Annotated in this window: 10 protein-coding genes and 1 pseudogene; 8 read left to right on the top strand and 3 right to left on the bottom strand. The window is 72.2% G+C overall.

Going from position 1 to position 18,687, the window contains the following annotated elements; genetic code table 11:
- Positions 1 to 450 precede the first annotated feature (450 nt).
- Entirely contained in the window at positions 451 to 834 is a 384-nt protein-coding gene (locus ABD811_RS06620) for a DUF5318 family protein (RefSeq protein ID WP_344942346.1), read from the bottom strand.
- Between the two features lie 319 nt (positions 835 to 1,153).
- Between ABD811_RS06620 and ABD811_RS06615 the strand changes: the two genes are divergently transcribed.
- The 4 genes from ABD811_RS06615 to ABD811_RS06600 all read left to right on the top strand — a co-directional run bounded on the left by ABD811_RS06615 (position 1,154) and on the right by ABD811_RS06600 (position 6,714).
- Complete coding sequence (locus ABD811_RS06615) at positions 1,154 to 1,771, top strand: PadR family transcriptional regulator (protein WP_344942343.1); 618 nt, start codon at positions 1,154 to 1,156, stop codon at positions 1,769 to 1,771.
- Positions 1,772 to 1,840: 69 nt separating this feature from the next.
- On the top strand, positions 1,841 to 2,920 hold the full coding sequence (locus ABD811_RS06610) for an inositol-3-phosphate synthase (RefSeq protein ID WP_344942340.1): 1,080 nt from the start codon (positions 1,841 to 1,843) through the stop codon (positions 2,918 to 2,920).
- 641 nt (positions 2,921 to 3,561) lie between these two features.
- Positions 3,562 to 5,343, top strand: coding sequence for an ABC transporter substrate-binding protein (locus ABD811_RS06605; RefSeq protein ID WP_344942337.1), 1,782 nt, complete (start codon positions 3,562 to 3,564; stop codon positions 5,341 to 5,343).
- An 84-nt stretch (positions 5,344 to 5,427) separates the two neighbouring features.
- On the top strand, positions 5,428 to 6,714 hold the full coding sequence (locus ABD811_RS06600) for an MFS transporter (RefSeq protein WP_344942334.1): 1,287 nt from the start codon (positions 5,428 to 5,430) through the stop codon (positions 6,712 to 6,714).
- Positions 6,715 to 6,746: 32 nt separating this feature from the next.
- Here the strand turns inward: ABD811_RS06600 and ABD811_RS06595 are convergent, their stop codons facing one another.
- Entirely contained in the window at positions 6,747 to 8,036 is a 1,290-nt protein-coding gene (locus ABD811_RS06595) for an adenosylmethionine--8-amino-7-oxononanoate transaminase (protein WP_344942332.1), read from the bottom strand.
- A gap of 269 nt (positions 8,037 to 8,305) precedes the next feature.
- Positions 8,306 to 9,772, bottom strand: a pseudogene (locus ABD811_RS06590) (CCA tRNA nucleotidyltransferase); the annotation flags it as partial.
- Between the two features lie 350 nt (positions 9,773 to 10,122).
- Here ABD811_RS06590 and ABD811_RS06585 point away from each other — a divergent pair.
- The 4 genes from ABD811_RS06585 (at position 10,123) to ABD811_RS06570 (ending at position 18,679) form a co-directional block, all read left to right on the top strand.
- On the top strand, positions 10,123 to 10,761 hold the full coding sequence (locus tag ABD811_RS06585; protein WP_344942329.1) for an aminoacyl-tRNA deacylase: 639 nt from the start codon (positions 10,123 to 10,125) through the stop codon (positions 10,759 to 10,761).
- Between the two features lie 249 nt (positions 10,762 to 11,010).
- Positions 11,011 to 13,377 carry a DUF6049 family protein gene (locus tag ABD811_RS06580; RefSeq protein ID WP_344942326.1) on the top strand — a complete coding sequence of 789 codons (2,367 nt, stop codon included), beginning with the start codon at positions 11,011 to 11,013 and terminating at the stop codon, positions 13,375 to 13,377.
- 1,105 nt (positions 13,378 to 14,482) lie between these two features.
- Positions 14,483 to 16,204, top strand: a complete 1,722-nt coding sequence (murJ, locus tag ABD811_RS06575) for a murein biosynthesis integral membrane protein MurJ (RefSeq protein ID WP_344942323.1) — start codon at positions 14,483 to 14,485, stop codon at positions 16,202 to 16,204.
- An 834-nt stretch (positions 16,205 to 17,038) separates the two neighbouring features.
- Positions 17,039 to 18,679 carry a protein kinase family protein gene (locus ABD811_RS06570; RefSeq protein ID WP_344942319.1) on the top strand — a complete coding sequence of 547 codons (1,641 nt, stop codon included), beginning with the start codon at positions 17,039 to 17,041 and terminating at the stop codon, positions 18,677 to 18,679.
- Positions 18,680 to 18,687 lie beyond the last annotated feature (8 nt).

Here is an 18,687-nt window from a genome sequence, read left to right as displayed (position 1 = left end):
CCGCTGGCGGCGCGGCGCGGTCCGCCGCCACCGGGCCCCTGGGGCGCCCGGCCCGCGCTGTGACGTCCCGGCCCGCCCTGCGACCTGCCCATGCCGCCGCCCGGCCCGCCTGGTCCGCCCGGTCCGCCTGGTGCGCCTCGCCCGCCGGGACCGCGACCCGGCTGCGGCGGGCGGCCGGGCATGCCCGAGGCGGCTGCGCCGCCGTTCGGCATGCCCTGCCTGCTGGGCGTCCCGGACCGGCCGGAGCGGGGACCGTTCTGCCCGCCCGGCCACTGCGACCCGGGTCCTGGTCGGGGCTGGCTTGGAATACTCACGCGACCTCATCAACGGGGGGTACGGATGGTGCGTCGTCCGAAGATTACTGTGCACGCTGATGAGCGGGAGACGGCTGTGCACGATCCGCTCGTCCGGCCCCGCGCTGACACGCCGGGCGGAACGCGTGACCCGGAGCTATCCCCGCTGGCCGCGGGGCTCGTCTCCGTGCCCGAGGACGTATGACACCGTTAGATGGTTCCAGGCGCAACCCTGGCATACCTCGACAACAAACACGCGGAATTCGCCATATTCCTGGGCCATCTCGGCCAGTTCGGACGTCGCCTTGACACGGCCCGCGTACCGTCCGAGTTCGTCCCCGTACACATAGGTGACATGGGTGAGGCGCTCGCGCCGGCAGACCGGGCAGCGCTTGTCGGTGGGCTCGCCGTGGTACTTGGCCGCGCGCAGCAGGTAGGGGTGCGCGTCGCAGGCGTCGTCCCGGGTCAGCTGGCCGGACCGCAGTTCGGCCAGCGCCGCCCGCTTGGCCAGCCCGTAGTCGACGACCAGGCGCGGCCTCATCGGCGGTCCCTCCGCCCCGACATGCCAGCAGCGTACGTCGCGGCCGCGCGCCATGGAAGATCGCAAACCAGTACGGAAGGTGACGAATTACCCCCCGACCAGGCGGTAGACGGTACGGATTTCCGGGGTTGGGCCACTTGCCAGGAAGCGCGGGAGCTACGTATCTTTGCGATGTATCGAAGCGATACATTGACTCGATACATCGCGCGGCCCGGGCGGCGCCGACCAGCGGTCGGTTCGACCGGGGCCCGCGGCGCCTCTCGGGGGACGGCCCCCGATCCGGGGCGGGAACATCGACCGGCGACCCGAGGGGGACGCGATGGCAGGCAAGAGGGGCACCGGCGTGCTGGAGCTCGCCGTGCTCGGCCTGCTCAACGAGTCCCCCATGCACGGCTACGAGCTGCGCAAGCGGCTCAACGCCCTGCTCGGCATGTTCCGGGCGTTCTCCTACGGCTCGCTCTACCCGTGCCTCAAGCAGCTGCTGGCCAGCGGCCTGATCGTCGAGGACCGGCCGGAGGAGCCGAACGTGGCGATCGCCCTGCAGAGCCGCCGGTCGAAGATCGTCTACAGGCTCACCGCCGAGGGCAAGGAGCGGCTGCAGCACCTGCTCACCGAGGCCGGACCGGCGGCGTGGGAGGACGAGGGCTTCGGCGTGCGCTTCGCCTTCTTCTCCCACACCCGCGCCGACGTGCGGCTGCGGATCCTCGAAGGCCGGCGCAGCCGGCTGGAGGAGCGGCTGGAGAGACTGCGCGCCGCGCTGGCGCGGACCCGGGAACGGGTCGACCACTACACGCTCGAGCTGCACAACCACGGGCTCGAGTCGGTCGAACGCGAGGTCCGGTGGCTCAACGAGCTCATCGGGCGCGAGCGGGCGGCACAGGAGAACGCGAAAACTTCGGACAAGAACCAGGACACGCCCCGGGACGACGGCCGCTGAACGCCGCGGCCGCATGACCGGGGAGGGGTGGAACGCACCCGTGTCCCGTAACAGAGAAGGAGCAACCGGATGGGTTCGGTGCGCGTGGCCATCGTCGGAGTGGGCAACTGCGCCGCTTCGCTCGTCCAGGGCGTCGAGTACTACAAGGACGCGGACCCCGCGACGAAGGTGCCGGGTCTCATGCACGTCCGGTTCGGCGACTACCACGTCCGCGACGTGGAGTTCGTCGCCGCCTTCGACGTGGACGCCAAGAAGGTCGGCATGGACCTGTCCGAGGCCATCAACGCCAGCGAGAACAACACCATCAAGATCTGCGACGTGCCGCCGACCGGCGTCGTGGTGCAGCGCGGCCACACCTACGACGGGCTCGGCGAGTTCTACCGCGACATGATCGAAGAGTCCAGCCGCGAGCCGGTGGACGTCGTCAAGGTGCTCAAGGACACCCAGGCCGACGTGCTGGTGTCCTACCTGCCGGTCGGCTCGGAGGAGGCCGACCGCTTCTACGCCCAGTGCGCCCTGGACGCGGGCGTGGCGTTCGTCAACGCCCTGCCGGTGTTCATCGCCTCCGACCCCGAGTGGGCGGAGAAGTTCACCAAGGCGGGCGTCCCGATCGTCGGCGACGACATCAAGTCGCAGATCGGCGCGACCATCACCCACCGCGTGATGGCCAAGCTGTTCGAGGACCGCGGGGTCGAGCTGCAGCGCACCTACCAGCTCAACTTCGGCGGCAACATGGACTTCATGAACATGCTGGAGCGCAGCCGGCTCCAGTCCAAGAAGATCTCCAAGACGCAGTCGGTGACCTCCCAGGTGCCGCGCGAGATGGCCAAGAGCGACGTGCACATCGGCCCGTCCGACCACGTGCCGTGGCTGGACGACCGCAAGTGGGCGTACGTGCGCCTGGAGGGCAAGGCGTTCGGCGACGTCCCGCTGAACCTGGAGTACAAGCTGGAGGTCTGGGACTCCCCCAACTCCGCCGGCGTCATCATCGACGCGATCCGCGCCGCCAAGATCGCCAAGGACCGCGGCATCGGCGGCCCGATCCTGTCGGCCAGCTCCTACTTCATGAAGTCCCCGCCCGTCCAGTACGACGACAACCGGGCGCGCGAGGCCGTGGAGGAGTTCATCCGCGGCGAGGTCGAGCGCTGACCTCTGCCCGCTGAAACACCGAAACGCTGAAACGGCCGCCCGGACGTCCGGGCGGCCGTTCGGCGGCTTGGCCGGTTCGGGCAGGCCGCAGGCGAACTCCATCACGGTCGTCTTCCCCGTCAGGACGGCGCCCGCCGCCCGCAGCCGCGCCACGACCGCTGCGTCCCGCCCCGCGCCCCAGGCGGGGTCGAGGACCAGGCTCTGCGCGGTGGTCGGCCCGGCCGCCGCGGCGATGGTGCGGCCTCGGTCAGAGTCCACGATGGGATCGCTTTCCACCTCCGTCGCGCCCGTACGCCGCCGCGCCTCCGTGGCGGCCGGGCGGAACGCAACCCTCCTAACTCAACCCGGGTTGAGTACAAGCGCGTGTGATCGACGTCTCCTGGGCCGGTAGGCGGCGCGGGTCGCCGGACCGCGGCCCATGACACGCCCGTTCGGCGTGTGCCGGACCGATGTTCCGGCCGCGGTCGGGAAAGATGGTCAACCGGCGGGCGATCAGGGCTCCAGACGGCGATCCACCGTCGTCACCGGGCATGTCCTTCATGACGAAAATGCTGATGTAGCGGACGTTGTCACGCTCTGGTCCTACTGTTGCACCGTCAGTGAATGTGCGTACCGTTCCAGTGGCCGACTGGAGGACTTGGATGGCACGCGACCTGGGAAAAGTGACAGCGGGACTGGCCGGGCTGGCCATGGGCCTGACGGCGTGCGGCGGGGGCGGGTCCGGCCGCGCCACGGACGGACCGCCGCGCGACGGCGGCACGCTGCGCGTCGTCGGCTCGTCCGACGTGCCGCACCTCGACACCGCCGGCGCCAACAGCGTCGGCGCGTACGGGCTGAACCGCACCTACGCGCGGACGCTGCTCGGCATCAAGGCGTCCAACGACTTCAACGAGACCCTGCCCGTCCAGGCGGACATGGCGACACAGGTCCCGAGCCGTGAGAACGGCGGCATCAGCAAGGACGGCCGCACCTACACGCTCAGGCTGCGCGAGGGCGTGCTGTGGAACACCCGCCCGCCGCGCCCGGTCACCGCCGAGGACTTCGTCCGGGGCTTCAAGCGGCTCTGCAACCCCGCGGCCCCGGCGCCGGGGCGCGGCTACTACACGTCCACCATCCGCGGCATGGACGAGTTCTGCCGCGGCTTCGGCCACGTCAGGGCCGACGACGCCAAGGCCATCGCCGCGTACCAGAACTCCCACGACATCGACGGCATCCAGGCCAAGGACCCGCACACGCTGGTGTTCACGCTGCGCGAGCCCGCCAGCGACTTCCTCAACCTGCTGACGCTGCCGTACACCGCCGCGGCCCCCAGGGAGTACGACGCGTACGTCCCCGACGGACCCGAGTTCCGGCAGCACACCATTTCCGACGGCCCGTACCAGATCACCTCCTACCGGCCGGGCATGTCGTACGTGCTGACCCACAACCCGGTGTGGCGGCGCGAGACCGATCCGCTGCGCGAACGCCACGTCGAGAAGATCCAGATCACGCTGGGGCAGGACTCCCCCGCCACCGTCCAGCAGCAACTGGAACAGGGCACCGCCGACCTCGCCTGGGACCAGCCGGTCCCCACCGCCGCGATCCCCCGGCTGCGCGCGCGGCGGGACGAGCGGTTCGCCGTCCACCGCACTCCCAGCAGCAGCCCGTACCTGGTGTTCAACACCCGCAGCCCGAACAACGACGGCGCGCTCGGCCGCCGCGAGGTGCGGCAGGCCCTGCAGTACGCCGTCGACCGCACCGCGCTCATCAAGATCGTGGGCGGGCCGGAGGTGGCCGAGCCGCTGCACACGGTGATCCCGCCGGGCTCCTCCGGGTACGCGCCCGCCGACCGGTATCCGACGCCGGGCGAGGCTGGCGACCCGGCGCGCTGCCGCCGGCTGCTGACGGAGGCGGGGCATCCGGACGGCCTGTCGCTGAAGTTCCCGTACCGCACCAACAGCGTGCACAAGCTGATCGCCGAGTCGATCCGGCAGAACCTGGCGGCGTGCGGCGTGCGGGCCGAGCTGATCCCCGACACCGGCGGCGACTTCTACGGCAAGACGCTCTCCACGCCGGAGCGGACGGAGGCGGGCCAGTGGGACATCGCCGCCCCCGGCTGGACGCCCGACTGGTACGGCAACAACGGCCGCACCGTCGTGCAGCCCCTGTTCGACGGCCGCGGCTACGGCCCGAACTCCAGCAACTACGGCGGCTACCGCAACCCGGAGGTCGACGCCCTGATCGACGCCGCGCTGACCGCCCCCGACGCCGCCCGCGCCGCCGGGTTCTGGCAGCGCGCCGACGACCTGATCATGCAGGACGCGGCGATCGTCCCGCTGCTGAACCGCGCCCACACCATCTACCGCTCCGCCCGCGTCCGCGGCGCGGTCTTCCTGCCGACGGCGGCGGGCTACGACTACACCCGCCTCTGGCTGGCCGACTGACCCGCGAACCCGCGGCCGGGGGACGCATGAGCACAACGGGACGGGTTGGCAGGAGGCGGGCGATCTAGCGCATAGGGTGATCGGGTGAGGGCTAGCGAGCTGCGGGCGATCCTGCGCGGACGGGACTTCCGCCGCCTGTACGGCACCCGGCTCACGTCGCAGCTCACCGACGGCGTCTTCCAGGTCGCGCTCGCCGGTTACGTCTTCTTCTCGCCCGAGCGGCAGACGTCGGCGGGCAAGGCGGCCGCCGCGTTCGCGGTGACGCTGCTGCCGTACTCGGCGCTCGGGCCGTTCGCCGGGGTGTTCATCGACCGGTGGCAGCGGCGGCGCATCCTGATGTGGACGCCGGTCGTCCGGGCCCTGCTCACGGTGCTCGTCGCGGCGCTGGTGGCGGCCGGGCAGGACGGCGCGGTGTTCTTCGTGACGGTGCTGGTCGTGCTGGGCGTCAACCGGTTCTTCCTGGCGGCGCTGTCGGCCGCGCTGCCGCACGTCGTACGGCGCGAGCACCTGGTGACGGCCAACGCGTTCGCCGTGACGTCCGGCACCGTGATCGCGTTCGTCGGCGCGGGCCTGGGCTACCTGATGCGGCGCGTGTTCGGCCCGCACGACGACGGGACGGCGCTGATCCTGCTGGGCGCGGCGGCGCTGTGGGTGGCGGCGGCGCTGGTCGCCACGACGCTGCCGCGGCGGCTGCTCGGCCCGCACCTGGACCGGGCCGCCCCGCACACCCGCGAGGCCCTCGGCAACGTGCTGCACGGGCTCGCCGACGGGGCGCGGCACATGATCGGGCACGGCCCGGCGGCGCTGTCGCTGGCGGCGATCTCGGTGCACCGCTTCCTGTACGGGATCGTCCTGATCATGACGTTGCTGCTGTGCCGCAACCACTTCACCACCGACCCGGACGCGGGCATGGCCGCGTTCGCGGTCATGCTGGGCGTGTCGGGCGCCGGGTACTTCGCCGCCGCGCTGGTCACGCCGCCGGTGGTGCGGCGCGTCAGCAAGGCCACGTGGATCACCTGGCTGCTGGCGGGGGGCGGCGTGGCGCTGCTGGTCCTCGGCCTGCCGTTCGCCCGGGGGCCGTGGGTGGTGGGCGCGTTCGTGCTGGGGGTGGTGTCGCAGGGCGTGAAGCTGTGCGTCGACACGACCCTGCAGGAGTCGATCGAGGACGCCTACCGCGGCCGGGTGTTCGCCGTCTACGACATGCTGTTCAACGCCACGTTCGCCGCGGCGGCGGCCATCGCCGCCACCTGGCTTCCCCTGGACGGCGTGTCCTACGCGACGCTCGTCGTCGTGGTGGTCGCCTACGTGCTGGCCGCGGTCGCCTTCCGGGCGTGCGCGACGCGCCTGTCCCGTGTCTCCGCCACCGCCTGACCTCGCCGGGACGGTTCGTCGGGGCGATTCCGTCAGAGCGATTCGGCGATGGCGTACATGGCGTCCGCGATGCGCTCGGTCTCCTCGACCGTGCACACGTACGGCGGCATGGTGTAGACGAGGCGGCCGAACGGACGCAGCCACACCCCGTGGTCCATGGCGATCTTCTGGACGGCGGGGACGTCCACCGGTTCGCGCGCCTCGATGACGCCGATCGCGCCGAGCACCCGCACGTCCCGCACCCCGGGCAGTTCCTCGGCGCCGTCCAGGCCTGCGGTCAGCACGGCCTCGATGGTGTCGACCTCGTCCCGCCAGTCGCGCGACAGCAGCAGGTCGATGGACGCCGCAGCCACCGCCGCCGCCAGCGGGTTGGCCATGTAGGTGGGGCCGTGCATGAGGACGCCCGCCTCGCCCGTGGTGATGCCGTGCGCCACCCGGTCGCTGCACAGGGTCGCGGCCATCGTCATGTACCCGCCGGTGAGGGCCTTGCCGACGCACATGATGTCCGGGGCGATCTCGGCGTGGTCGCAGCCCCACATCTCGCCGGTGCGGCCGAACCCGGTGGCGATCTCGTCCAGGATCAACAGCAGGTCGTGCTCGTCGGCCAGCTCGCGCAGCGCCCGCAGGTACTCGGGGGCGTAGAAGCGCATGCCGCCCGCGCCCTGCACGACCGGCTCGACGATGATCCCGGCCAGCTCGTCGGCGTGCGCGGCGGCCAGCGCGGCCAACTCGTCCAGGTACGCCTGGTCGGGCTCGGCGAGGTAGCCGAGCGGGGGCGGCGGCGCGAACACGTGCCGCGCCAGCACGTCGGTGAACAGCTGGTGCATGCCGTTGACCGGGTCGCACACGGCCATGTCGCCGAAGGTGTCGCCGTGGTAGCCGCCGCGGACGGTCAGCAGCCGGTGCCGTTCGGGACGCCCCCGCGACCGCCAGTACTGCAGCGCCATCTTGATGGCGACCTCGACGGCCACCGAACCGGAGTCGGCGAAGAACACCTTGGTCAGCGGCTCGGGCGTCAGCTCGACGAGCCGTTCGGCCAGCCGCACCGCCCCGGGATGGGTCAGCCCGCCGAACATCACGTGCGCCATCCGGCCCAGCTGCCCGGTGACGGCGGCGTTGAGCTCGGGGTGGTTGTAGCCGTGGATGGCCGCCCACCACGACGACATCCCGTCGATCAGCTCGGTGCCGTCGGCGAGGGTGAGCCGCACCCCGGACGCGGACACCACGAGCTCCGGCGGCACGGCGGCGGGCATCGGCGCGTACGGATGCCAGATGTGGTCGCGGTCGAAGGCTTGCAGCCGCTCGATCTCCGCGGGGCTCATCCGCCCCAACCTGACCTCGATCACGCCCGGCCGCCCTCGCCCGCGCCGTCCTCGGCCGTGGGGGCCTCGGCGGCATCGTCCCGGCCGGGTGCGGTTCGATCACCTGTCACTTGACCATCGGCGTCGGCCGTGTCCGCTGCGGCGCTGTCGGCCGCACCGGGCCGGCCGGACGTCGTCGCCGCGTTCACCGCCGGGCCGTCGGGCGCGTCACCCGAACCGGGCGTGCTCGCCGGGGCGGACGCGTCGGCCGCCGTGGCGGTGGGGGTGGGGAGGCCCTGGGCGGCGGCCCAGCGGAGCAGCTCCTCCGTGGCGGCCTCCTTGCCGATCACACCCCGGTCGAGGCGCACGTCGAGCAGGAACTTGTACGCCTTGCCGACCAGCGGGCCCGGCGAGATGCCCAGGACGCGCTGGATCTCGTTGCCGTCCAGCTCCGGACGCAGCTTGGCGAGTTCCTCCTCCTCCGCGAGCCGGTCGATGCGGGCCTCCAGGTCGTCGTAGGTGCGGCGGAGGCGTTCGGCCTTGCGGCGGTTGCGGGTGGTGCAGTCGGCGCGGGTGAGCTTGTGCAGCCGCGGCAGCAGGTGCCCGGCGTCGCGCACGTACCGGCGGACGGCCGAGTCGGTCCACTCGCCCGTCCCGTACCCGTGGAAGCGCAGGTGCAGCTCGACCAGCCGCGACACGTCGGCGACGACGTCCTTGGGATAGCGCAGCTCGGTCAGCCGCTTGCGGGCCATCTTCGCGCCGACGACCTCGTGGTGGTGGAACGACACCCGGCCGCCCGCCTCGAACCGGCGCGTCTTGGGCTTACCGATGTCGTGCAGCAGCGCCGCCAGCCGCAGCACCAGGTCGGGCCCGCCCTCCTCCTGGGCGATCGCCTGCTCCAGGACGATCAGCGAGTGCTCGTAGACGTCCTTGTGCCGGTGGTGCTCGTCGATCTCCAGGCGCAGCTTGGGCAGTTCCGGCAGGACGTGGTCGGCGAGGCCGGTGTCGACCAGCAGCGCCAGCCCCTGACGCGGGTACGCGCCGCACACCAGCTTGGACAGCTCGTCGCGGACCCGTTCCGCCGACACGATCTCGATGCGTCCGGCCATGTCGGTCATGGCCCGCACCACCTCGGGCGCGACGGTGAAGCCGAGCTGGGCGGCGAAGCGGGCGGCGCGCAGCATCCGCAGCGGGTCGTCGCTGAACGAGTCCTCCGGGCGGCCGGGCGTGCGCAGCACCTTGCGCTCCAGGTCGGCCAGGCCGCCGAACGGGTCGACGAACTCGTGCCCGGGCAGCCGCGCCGCCATGGCGTTGACGGCGAAGTCGCGGCGGCGCAGGTCCTCCACCAGCGAGGTGCCGTAGGAGACCTGCGGCTTACGGGACTTGGGGTCGTAGGACTCGCTGCGGTAGGTGGTGATCTCGAGCTGGTGGTCGCCCTTGCGCAGGCCGACGGTGCCGAACTCGATGCCGATCGTCCAGACGTTGTCGGCCCAGCCGCGGATGATCTCCAGGACGCGCTGCGGCGGGGCGTCGGTGGTGAAGTCCAGGTCCTTGCCGACGCGGCGCAGCAGGGCGTCCCGCACCGGCCCGCCGACCAGTGCGAGCTCGTGCCCGGCGGCCCGGAAGCGCTCGCCCAGTTCGTCGGCGAGCGGCGCGACCCGGCGCAGCAGCTCGGCGATGGCCGTCCGTTGCTGCTGGGACGGCCGTGCGGGCTGTGTCGGCTGCTGCTGGGTCACATTCTGGTCGGGCACGGCCATCGAGCGTATTTCCTTGGTTGAGGGCTGACAAAAGAATTTGTTCGGCACCCGGGAGGCGACTCGGGAAAACTTCCTGCGGAATGCGCGACGAACTCTTCCCGTCGCGCGGCCCCCGGGTTACGTTCTGGGCACCCCGGGGGGACGCCCGCCGCACACCACCGCAGTCTCCCGTACGACCAAAGGTAGCGGGGCCCGCCGGGTAGCGGCCCACCGCAGGGGTCGGCCGCTCCGAGGATTATCCCGGCCTGTCCGGGTAAGAGGGGATTCCCCCCGGAATGGGGGGTGTACGGGGGCGCAGACGAAGGGGAGCGCGGGGCTGTCGGCGGGGTCCCCGCAGGACGGAGCAGAACATGAAGGACGCTCTCACCATCCATCGCGCGCTGCTCGAACGGGAGACGCCGCACCAGATCGTGCGACTGCCCGTCGCGATCACACACGCCGACGAACTGCCGAGGGCGCTCGGCCTGCCGGCGCGGCGGTGCCTGGTGACGCGCGTCTACGCGTGCAACGACGTCCACCGTGAACGGCGCTTCCTGACCGGCGTGGTCGTGGCGGCGGGAACCCTGCCGCCCACCGAGGTCGTGCGCCACGCGGTCGGCGCCCGCCTGATCCGCCCGGCCCGGCCGGACCTGGTGAACGCGGTCACCGAGTACGCCGCCGGCCTCGTCTGCCCGCTCCTGCTGCCGGAGGCGATGCCGCTGCTGATCGACCAGTCCGTGGTGGACGCCAATCCGCTCGACGAGGTCGTCTACACCGCCACCGGCGAGCCGTCGACGGCGCTCGCCATCCGCAGCCTCGACCTGTACACGGTGAGCGGCGCCAAGCCCGTCGCCCTCCCGTCCGCACAGACCGGCGCCGCGTCCACCTCCGCCTACCCCTCCGCCTCGCCCCCGGCCTCCGCGCCGGCGAAGAGACCGGCGCCCGCGTCGCATCCGGCGCCGACGGCGGCGGAACACCGCTCCCGCCGACCCGAACCGCACCGGACATGACCCGGGACGTGCCAGGAACGATCGCGGTTCGGACGCGCGTTGCTGGGAAGTAGGCGCATTACCGGTGTGGATCTCCTCCTCAGCAGGGGGGACCATGTGCGGGTTTGCAACGGAATCGGGCGAAGAGGCGGGAGGAAGGTCTGACGGCAGCCGTCGCGCGGCTACCATCGAGCGCGTGATGCGGGACTACGACGCCCGCTGTCTTCAGGCGGGGCCTCCTGCGACAGGCGGCCATCGGGTGGACATGGCGTGAGAACGGTCAAACGCGCGGCCTGGCTGGCCGTACTGGTGTCCTGCGTCCTTGCGGTCACGGCGCCCGCGCTGGCGGCCGCACCCAGGACACCGAAGACGGCACAGGGTTCCCCGGACCGGCCGCAGAACCCGGCGGCGGCACCGGGCGCGCCACAGGCACAAGGGGCGCCGCAGGCGCAGGCTCCGGCCGAGCCCGCGCCGCAACGCGCCGGCAGACAGCAGCAGTCACAGGTGGCGCTCGCGCTGTCCAAGGTGACCCCGTCGGCCATCACCGCGTCCGGCAAGAACTCCAGGTTCACGCTGACCGGCACCGTCCAGAACCGCTCCGGCCACGCGCTCGCCGGGCTGTCCGTCCGGCTGCGCTACAGCTCCCAGCGCATCACCAGCAGGGGCGAGCTCGCCCAGTACGCGACCGCCGCGCCGTCCAGGCTGCCGGGCGCCACCACCCCGCGCCCGCTGCCCCAGGCGGCCGTGGCGGGCGGAACCCAGGCGTGGAGGCTCACCGGCAACGCGGCCGCGGTCGGCATGCGGCAGTTCGGCGTGTACCCGCTCGGCGTCGAGGTCATCAACTCCTACCAGCAGGTTCTCGCCGGCTTCACCACGTTCGTCACCTTCACCGGCAACGCCCGCGGCACCCAGCCGCTGTCGGTCGCCTGGGTGTGGCCGCTCATCGACCGCCAGCACCGCGCCAACGACAGCACCTTCATCGACGACCGGCTCGCCACCGACCTCACCCGCGGCCGGCTCGGCTCCCTCGTCGACGCGGCCGCCACGACCACCACGCCCGTCACCTGGGCGATCGACCCGGCACTGCTGGACGACGTCCAGGCGATGAACCGGAACTACGTCGTCAAGCGTCCCGGCACCGCCGACAGGGGCACCCGCACGTCCGCCAACCCCGCCGCCCGGCTGTGGATCGACAAGTTGAAGAGGGCGTCCAAGGACGACCCGTACTTCGTCCTCCCCTACGCCGACCCCGACGCCGTCGCGCTCGTCCGGTACGGCGAGTCCATGGCCCGGCACCTCGACATCGCCTACAAGAACACCGCCGTGGCCGCCGAGGTCCTCGGCCGCGCGCCGACGGTGAAGGTCGCCTGGCCGCCATCCGGCATGGCCGGCCCGGACACGCTGGACGCGCTGTCGCGCTACGGGCAGATCGGCACGGACGGGGCGTTCCTGTTGAGCGGTTCGGCGTTCCAGGAGAACCCGCAGGGCTACACGCCCAGCGCCACCACCGCGGTGCAGACCAAGCAGGGCACGCGCCGCGTCCTCACCTACGACGACACGATCAACGACGTCGTCAGCTCGGGCACCCGGTCCCCGGGCGCGGCGGCCCTCGCCGAACAGCGCTTCCTCGCCGAGACCGCGATGATCACGGCGGAGGCGCCGAACCTCAGGCGCACCCTGGTCGTCGTCCCGGACCGGCACTGGAACCCCTCGCCCGAGTTCGCCCAGAAGATCCTCGGCCACACCAAGTCGGCGCCGTGGCTCAAGGCGGTCGACCTCCAGACGGCCATCAAGGCCAAGCCGCAGCCCCGGGTCTTCACCGGCTACCCCGACGCCTACGAGGCGTACGAGCTCGGCCCCGCCTACCTGGAGCAGGTGCGCCGGATCGCGCGGGACGTCTCCCTGTTCTCCCAGGTGACGGCCGACCCGGTGCGGATCGACTACACCAGGGCCGTGCTGCGCATGGAGTCGGCCGCCTGGCGCGGGCACGGCAAACGCGCCCGGGCGGCACGCGAGGAACTCGCCCGCGAACTCGGCGCCCACAAGGCCGGAGTGAAGATCATCCCGTCCCAGAACGCCCTGGCGGGCAGCTCGGGCCGGATCCTGGTCAGCGTCGCCAACAACCTGCCCGACCAGAACATCAAGGTCCGCCTGGAGGTGACCTCCGAGAACAGCGCCAAGCTGCAGATCGGCCGGTTCGCCGCCGAGGACCTGGTGCTCGAACTCGGCCCCGGCGAGAAGGTGAGCCGCAAGATCCCCGTGCAGGCGGCCGGCAACGGCAACTTCCGGGTCCGGCTGCGCCTGATCACGGCCGAGGGCAGGGTGTTCGGCACGGAAGAGATCACGGTGCGCACCACGGGATACGGGCGGCTGGCCCTGCTCATCACCGGCGGCTCACTTGCCGTACTCTTCGTGGGCGTCGGAGTGCGGGCCATGCGAGCAAGGCGCCGCCGGAAAGCGGAGGCAGGCGGTGACGGGTCGACAGGAGCGGAACCAGCACCCATCGGGGCCATGGCCCCAGCACCCGGGGACCCCGGAACCCCCGACCTCCCCGAAGCAGGAGCCGGCTCCGCCCCCCTCCCCTCCCGAGACGGCCCCCTCCCAGGCAACCCCCCGACCTTCACCAACAACCCCTGACCCGGCCACCTCGCGGCGAACCCCACCCGCTCCCGGCGAAGGGCACGGCCCCGCCCAAGGGCAGCCTCCGTTCAGCTGGGGGCGCCACTCCGTGCCCGGACAACACACCCCCGGCCCGCCACCCTCCGGGGGCCGGCCCGGGGCCGGGCTTCAGGGCCCGCAACGTTCGGCTGCCCCCAGGCAGAACGAACAGTCCCAGCCACCGTCCCCTCAGCCGCCCGCCGGGTCTTCGCCGTGGGGCGCCTCGCCTCCGGCCGCCGCGGGCCCTACCCCTGGACAAACCACCACTCCCATGGGCTATCCCCCGTCACCACCCAACCCGGGCCCTTACAGTCCCGACCCGTCGGCACATGGCTCCTCGGCGCCTGACGACCCGTTCGCGCCCGGCCCCTCGGCGCCGGGCCCCGGTGCCCCAGGTGTGCCCGGACTCCCTTCCGGCCCGGCGGCGCCACCGTCCGCAGGGGGCGCGGCCGCGCACGGGGTCGGCGGCGCGTCCGGCCCTCCAGCGGCACCGGGCCCCTTCCTGTCTGGCTCCTCTCCGTCCGAGCCGTCCGCGCAGGGGGCCATGGGGCCGCAGGCGCCGGGCTCGGGTGGCTTCGCCCAGGGACACTTCGCGTCAGGGCCCCCGGCGGCAGGCCATGGTGGGGCGGGAGCCCCGAACTGGGGGACGCCCCCTGAGAGCGGGCCGCCGGCACAAGGCATGTGGGCGCCAGAGGGCTCGGCCGGAAGCGGCGGCATGGCATCCCGGCAGAACCCGTACGGGCAGCCCCCTCCTGGACATCCCGGAATGAGCAGGCCCGAGACGCCGAACGTCCCCCAGGCATCGGCCGGGGGCCCGACGCCGCCTGCCGGGAGCGGTTGGGACGGACGGCCTCCGGCACGTCCGGGCCACCAGGGCCCCCCACCAGGATGGCCGCAGCCCATGGACGCCGACTCCGGCGAACCGAACCCCGCAGATTTCAGTCCCAGAGGTATGAACCCGGCAGGACAGAACCGCCCAGGCCCAGGTTGGGGCGGCCAGCAGCATCCCCCCGGCCCGGGGGCGCACCAACCCCCGCACCCCGCCGCGGTCGGCGGCGCTCCTCATCCGCACGGACCCGGGCCGGTGGCTCCGGGGCCGGCGGGTCCCCTGTCCGCCGACATGGGGCAGGCCGCCCAGACCGCCGAGGCGGTCGTCGAGGAGGAGAAGCCGTCCGGCAAGGGCGGCGGCCTGCTGAAGTCCAGCGCGATCATGGCGTTGGGAACGCTGGCATCCCGGATCACCGGCTTCCTGCGCACCGCCGTGATCGTCGCCGCGCTCGGCACCGGCATGCTCGCCAACGCCTACAACACGGCCAACACCATTCCCAACCAGGTCTACGACCTGCTGCTGGGCGGGATCCTGACCAGCGTCATCGTCCCGCTGCTGGTGCGCGCCAAGGAACGCGACCGCGCCTACGGCGAGCAGTACGAGCAGCGCATGTTCACCCTCGCGGTGATCGGCCTGGCCGTCCTGACCGTGGTGGCGGTGCTGATGGCGCCGCTGTTCATCGACGTCCTCGCCGGCAGCTACACGGGCGACCAGCGGCGGGTGGCCGTGCTGTTCACCCAGTTCTTCCTGCCGCAGATCTTCTTCTACGGGGTCGGCGCGTTCGCCGGGGCGATCCTCAACACCCGCGGCAGCTTCGGCGCGCCCATGTGGGCGCCGGTGCTCAACAACATCGTGGTGATCGCGGTCGGCGGCGCGTTCCTGACGATCTCCTCCGGCCGGGTCGACCCGTCCAGCATCTCCGACACCCAGTTCATGCTGCTGGCGCTCGGCACCACCGGCGGCATCGTCCTGCAGACGGTCGCGCTGTGGCCGTCGCTGCGCGGGGTCGGCTTCCGCTGGCGGCCCCGCCTGGACTTCAAGCGCGGCGAGATCGGCCAGGTCGGACGGATGGCCGGGTGGACGCTGATGTACGTCGTCGCCACGCAGGTCGCGCTGGGCGTGGTGACCGCCCTGGCCAACCGGGCCGGCGACCGGGGCGTGGCCGAGGGACTCGGCGAGGGGTACGGCTACACCCCGTACTTCAACGCCTACCAGCTCTTCCAGCTCCCGTACGCGATCGTCGGCGTCTCGGTGATCACGGCGCTGCTGCCCCGCATGAGCCGTTTCGCCGCCGAGGGCAAGCACGCCGACGTGCGCGCCGCCTTCGCCGGCGGCCTGCGGCTGTCCTCGGTGATCATCCTGCCGGCGGCGGCGCTGATGCTGGTGCTCGGCCCGGAGATCACCACCGTGCTGTTCGCGCACGGCAACACCTCCGACGCCGACGCGCTGGTCATCGCGCGCGTCATGCAGATGTTCGCGATCGCGCTGGTGCCGTTCTCGGTGTACCAGCTGATGATGCGGGTCTTCTACGCGATGCAGGACACCCGCACGCCCGCGTTCATCAGCGTGGCCGTCGTCTCCACCAACATCGGCATGGCGCTGACCATGTACAACGTGCTGCCCACCGACAAGATCGTCATGGGCATCGCGGGCGGCTTCGCGCTCGCCCAGGTCGTCGGCACGCTGGTCAGCTGGGTGATCCTGCGGCGGCGGCTGGGCGGCATGGACGGACGCCGCATCGCGGGCGCCTACCTCAAGCTCATCGTCGCGCTGTGGCCGCTGCTCGGCTTCGCCTACGCCACGCACGCCATCACCGAGGCCGCCCTCGGCACCGGCCTGGCCCCCGGCCTGATCGCGCTCGTCGTCGGCAGCGCCGGCGGCGGTCTGCTCTACCTGGTCTTCGCCCGGCTCCTGCGGGTCGACGAGGTCCAGACGATGACCGGAATGCTCGCCCGCCGCCTCCCCGGCCGCCGCTGACGAACCCCACGCCGCCGGCCATGCGGGGCCGCCAGAACCGGCGCCGCAGGGCTGTATGCCGCTTCGCCGACCGGACGGTCAATGTGTCTGTACGGTGCGACGGTACTGAGAGCGGTCACAGGGCACGTTGGTCCGCAGGATCGCTTGCTGACGCGTGCGTCGCGCGTGGCGCCCGCGTGTGTGGGCATGGGCTCTTCGCGAGGACGTGGTCGTCGCGTCAGGACACGCGGAGCGGATGGTGCGGTGTACGGCGGGGCTGGGTGACGAAGGTGGGACGTCCCGCCAAGGTTGGACGCGGGTGGACGAGGGCCGGCCGTGCGTCTTCCCGCTGGTCGAGCGGCGTCCCGTCGATGCTCGCCTCTGGCCACCGGGCGTGGCGAGGGCGTGTCGTTTAGTTCGGTGGCTCTTCGGCAGGCTGGGTGAGGAGGGGGCGAGGGCTGAGTCACAGGCTCACAGGGGTGCTGTGGCCGGGTGGTAAGGGGTTTCGGGCTGCAGAGATAGGTGCCTCCGGACGAACCCGACGCCGGTGAGGCCGGGGGCGGCGAAGGGGCCCACGGGTGCGTGACGTGGCCCGGAGCTGGGGTGACACATGTAGGTCCCGGGGTGACATATGTCGGTCGGTGATGACCTACAGACCGGGAATAGATCACGGGTATAGCGTGGCAAAGTACACGGCACGCGCGCCGATAACGCCGTCGCTGATCTGTGTAACCACTACCATGATGGGGACTACGGCTTGCGGGGCGACACCCTGGGGAACGCAAAGAGGAGGGTCGGAGGCGTAAGCTGCCACGCCACGAACATGGATTCTGACCACCTGCGCAGGACGTTGCCGTGAGCACGTCAGTCATAGAGCCCGGAACCCGCCTGGCCGGCCGTTACCGGCTGGAGGAGCGCATCAGCGACTCGGGCGGGTCCGCACAGTGGAAGGCCATCGACGAGATCCTGGCGCGAGCCGTGGCCGTCCGGACCTTCGACCCCGAGTTCCCGCGCGTCGCCGAGGTGGTCACCTCCGCCCGCGCCGCGGCTCGGCTCACCGACCCGCGTCTCACCCAGGTCTTCGACGCCGACGACAGCGGCGAGAGCGCGTACGTGGTCAGCGAGTGGGTCTCCGGCGAGACGCTGGAGCAGATGCTGGCCAAGGCGCCGCTGGAGCCCGGGCGTGCCGCGACGTTGCTGTACGAGGCGTCCGAGGCGATCGCCGCCGCGCACGCCGCCGGGCTGGCCCACCTGTGCCTGTCCCCCCGTGACCTGGTGTGGACGACCGGCGGGACGGTCAAGCTGCTCGGCGTGGCCACCGCGGCCGCGCTGGCCGACGTCTACTCCGACGATCCCGCCCGCGAGGACGTCCGCGGCCTCGGCGGCCTGCTGTACGCGGCGCTGACCGCGCACTGGCCGGGCGAGCCCAAGCTGTCGGCGCTGCCCGCCGCGCCGGCGGCGGACGGCGTGGTGCGGGCCCCTCGGCAGGTCCAGGCGGGCATCTCGCACGCCGTCGACGCCATCGTGTGCCGTGCCCTCGGCCTGCAGGTGCCGGGGCAGGAACCGCTCACCACCCCCGCCGACTTCGCCAAGGCGATGCGCGGCGTGCCCCGTACGCCGCTGCCGCTGTTCGCGGGGCTCGGCGGCGTCCACTCGCCGGCACCGTCCGCGCCCACCCGTCCCGCGCATGCGCCCGGCGCCCCCGCCGCTTCCACGCGGGCCGCCCGGCCGGCCGCTCCCGCGTCCCACCACCAGGCGCCGCAGCAGCCTCGGCGCCGCGGCGCCGCCCCAGCGCCCGCACCGCACGCGCCTCGTACGCGGCACGACTCCGTCCCGCCGCCGACGGCCCCGGTCGGCGTCCCTGGGACGAGGTCCGCGCCGCGCAGCCCGCTCAACCGCGCCCTGCTGGGCGTCGCAGCGGCCGCCGCCACCGTCATCGTCGGGCTCAGCGCGTGGGCCATCGGCAACGCCGGCGGCTCCTCCGACAAGGGCACCGACAAGGCCGGCGTGACCGACCCGGGCCGTTCCTCCGCACCCCCCTCACCGACGGCGACCAAGCTGTCCGCCCAGGGCGCCACCGCGTTGGAGGACCCCAAGCGCGGCAGCCACGACACGTCCATCGCCAAGAACCCGGAGGCGGTGCTGGACGGCAAGTCCAGCACCCAGTGGCAGACCCAGACCTACAAGTCGAGCAACTTCGGCAACCTGTCCAACGGTTTCGGCGTGGTGCTCGACATGGGCAAACAGGTCAAGGTCGACCATGTGCTGGTCGACGCGCCGGTGAGCACCTCCGTCCCCATCCAGCTGCGCGTCGGGGACGGCAACAGCCTCGGCGCCCTGCGAGTGGTGGGGCAGGAACAGGGCAGCGGCCAGTTCACCATCAAGGCCACCCGGGAGGCTCGCGGCCAGTACGTCCTGATCTGGTTTACCAATCCCGTTCCGCCCGGTTTCAAGGCGAAGCTCAACGACGTCACCGTCTACGGCACCGCCGGCTGACCCATTTA

Source organism: Actinomadura miaoliensis (assembly GCF_039536785.1).
Taxonomy (GTDB): Bacteria; Actinomycetota; Actinomycetes; order Streptosporangiales; family Streptosporangiaceae; genus Spirillospora; species Spirillospora miaoliensis.
Note: the sequence above shows the minus strand (reverse complement) of the source record. Positions and strands in the feature narration are given on the sequence as shown.

Bases quoted from the DNA above. Each gene is read 5' to 3' on its own strand.
- ABD811_RS06595 (WP_344942332.1), bottom strand. From the start codon at position 8,036: ATGAGCCCCGCGGAGATCGAGCGGCTGCAAGCCTTCGACCGCGACCAC.
- ABD811_RS06610 (WP_344942340.1), top strand. From the start codon at position 1,841: ATGGGTTCGGTGCGCGTGGCCATCGTCGGAGTGGGCAACTGCGCCGCT.
- ABD811_RS06585 (WP_344942329.1), top strand. From the start codon at position 10,123: ATGAAGGACGCTCTCACCATCCATCGCGCGCTGCTCGAACGGGAGACG.
- ABD811_RS06615 (WP_344942343.1), top strand. From the start codon at position 1,154: ATGGCAGGCAAGAGGGGCACCGGCGTGCTGGAGCTCGCCGTGCTCGGC.
- ABD811_RS06605 (WP_344942337.1), top strand. From the start codon at position 3,562: ATGGCACGCGACCTGGGAAAAGTGACAGCGGGACTGGCCGGGCTGGCC.
- ABD811_RS06620 (WP_344942346.1), bottom strand. From the start codon at position 834: ATGAGGCCGCGCCTGGTCGTCGACTACGGGCTGGCCAAGCGGGCGGCG.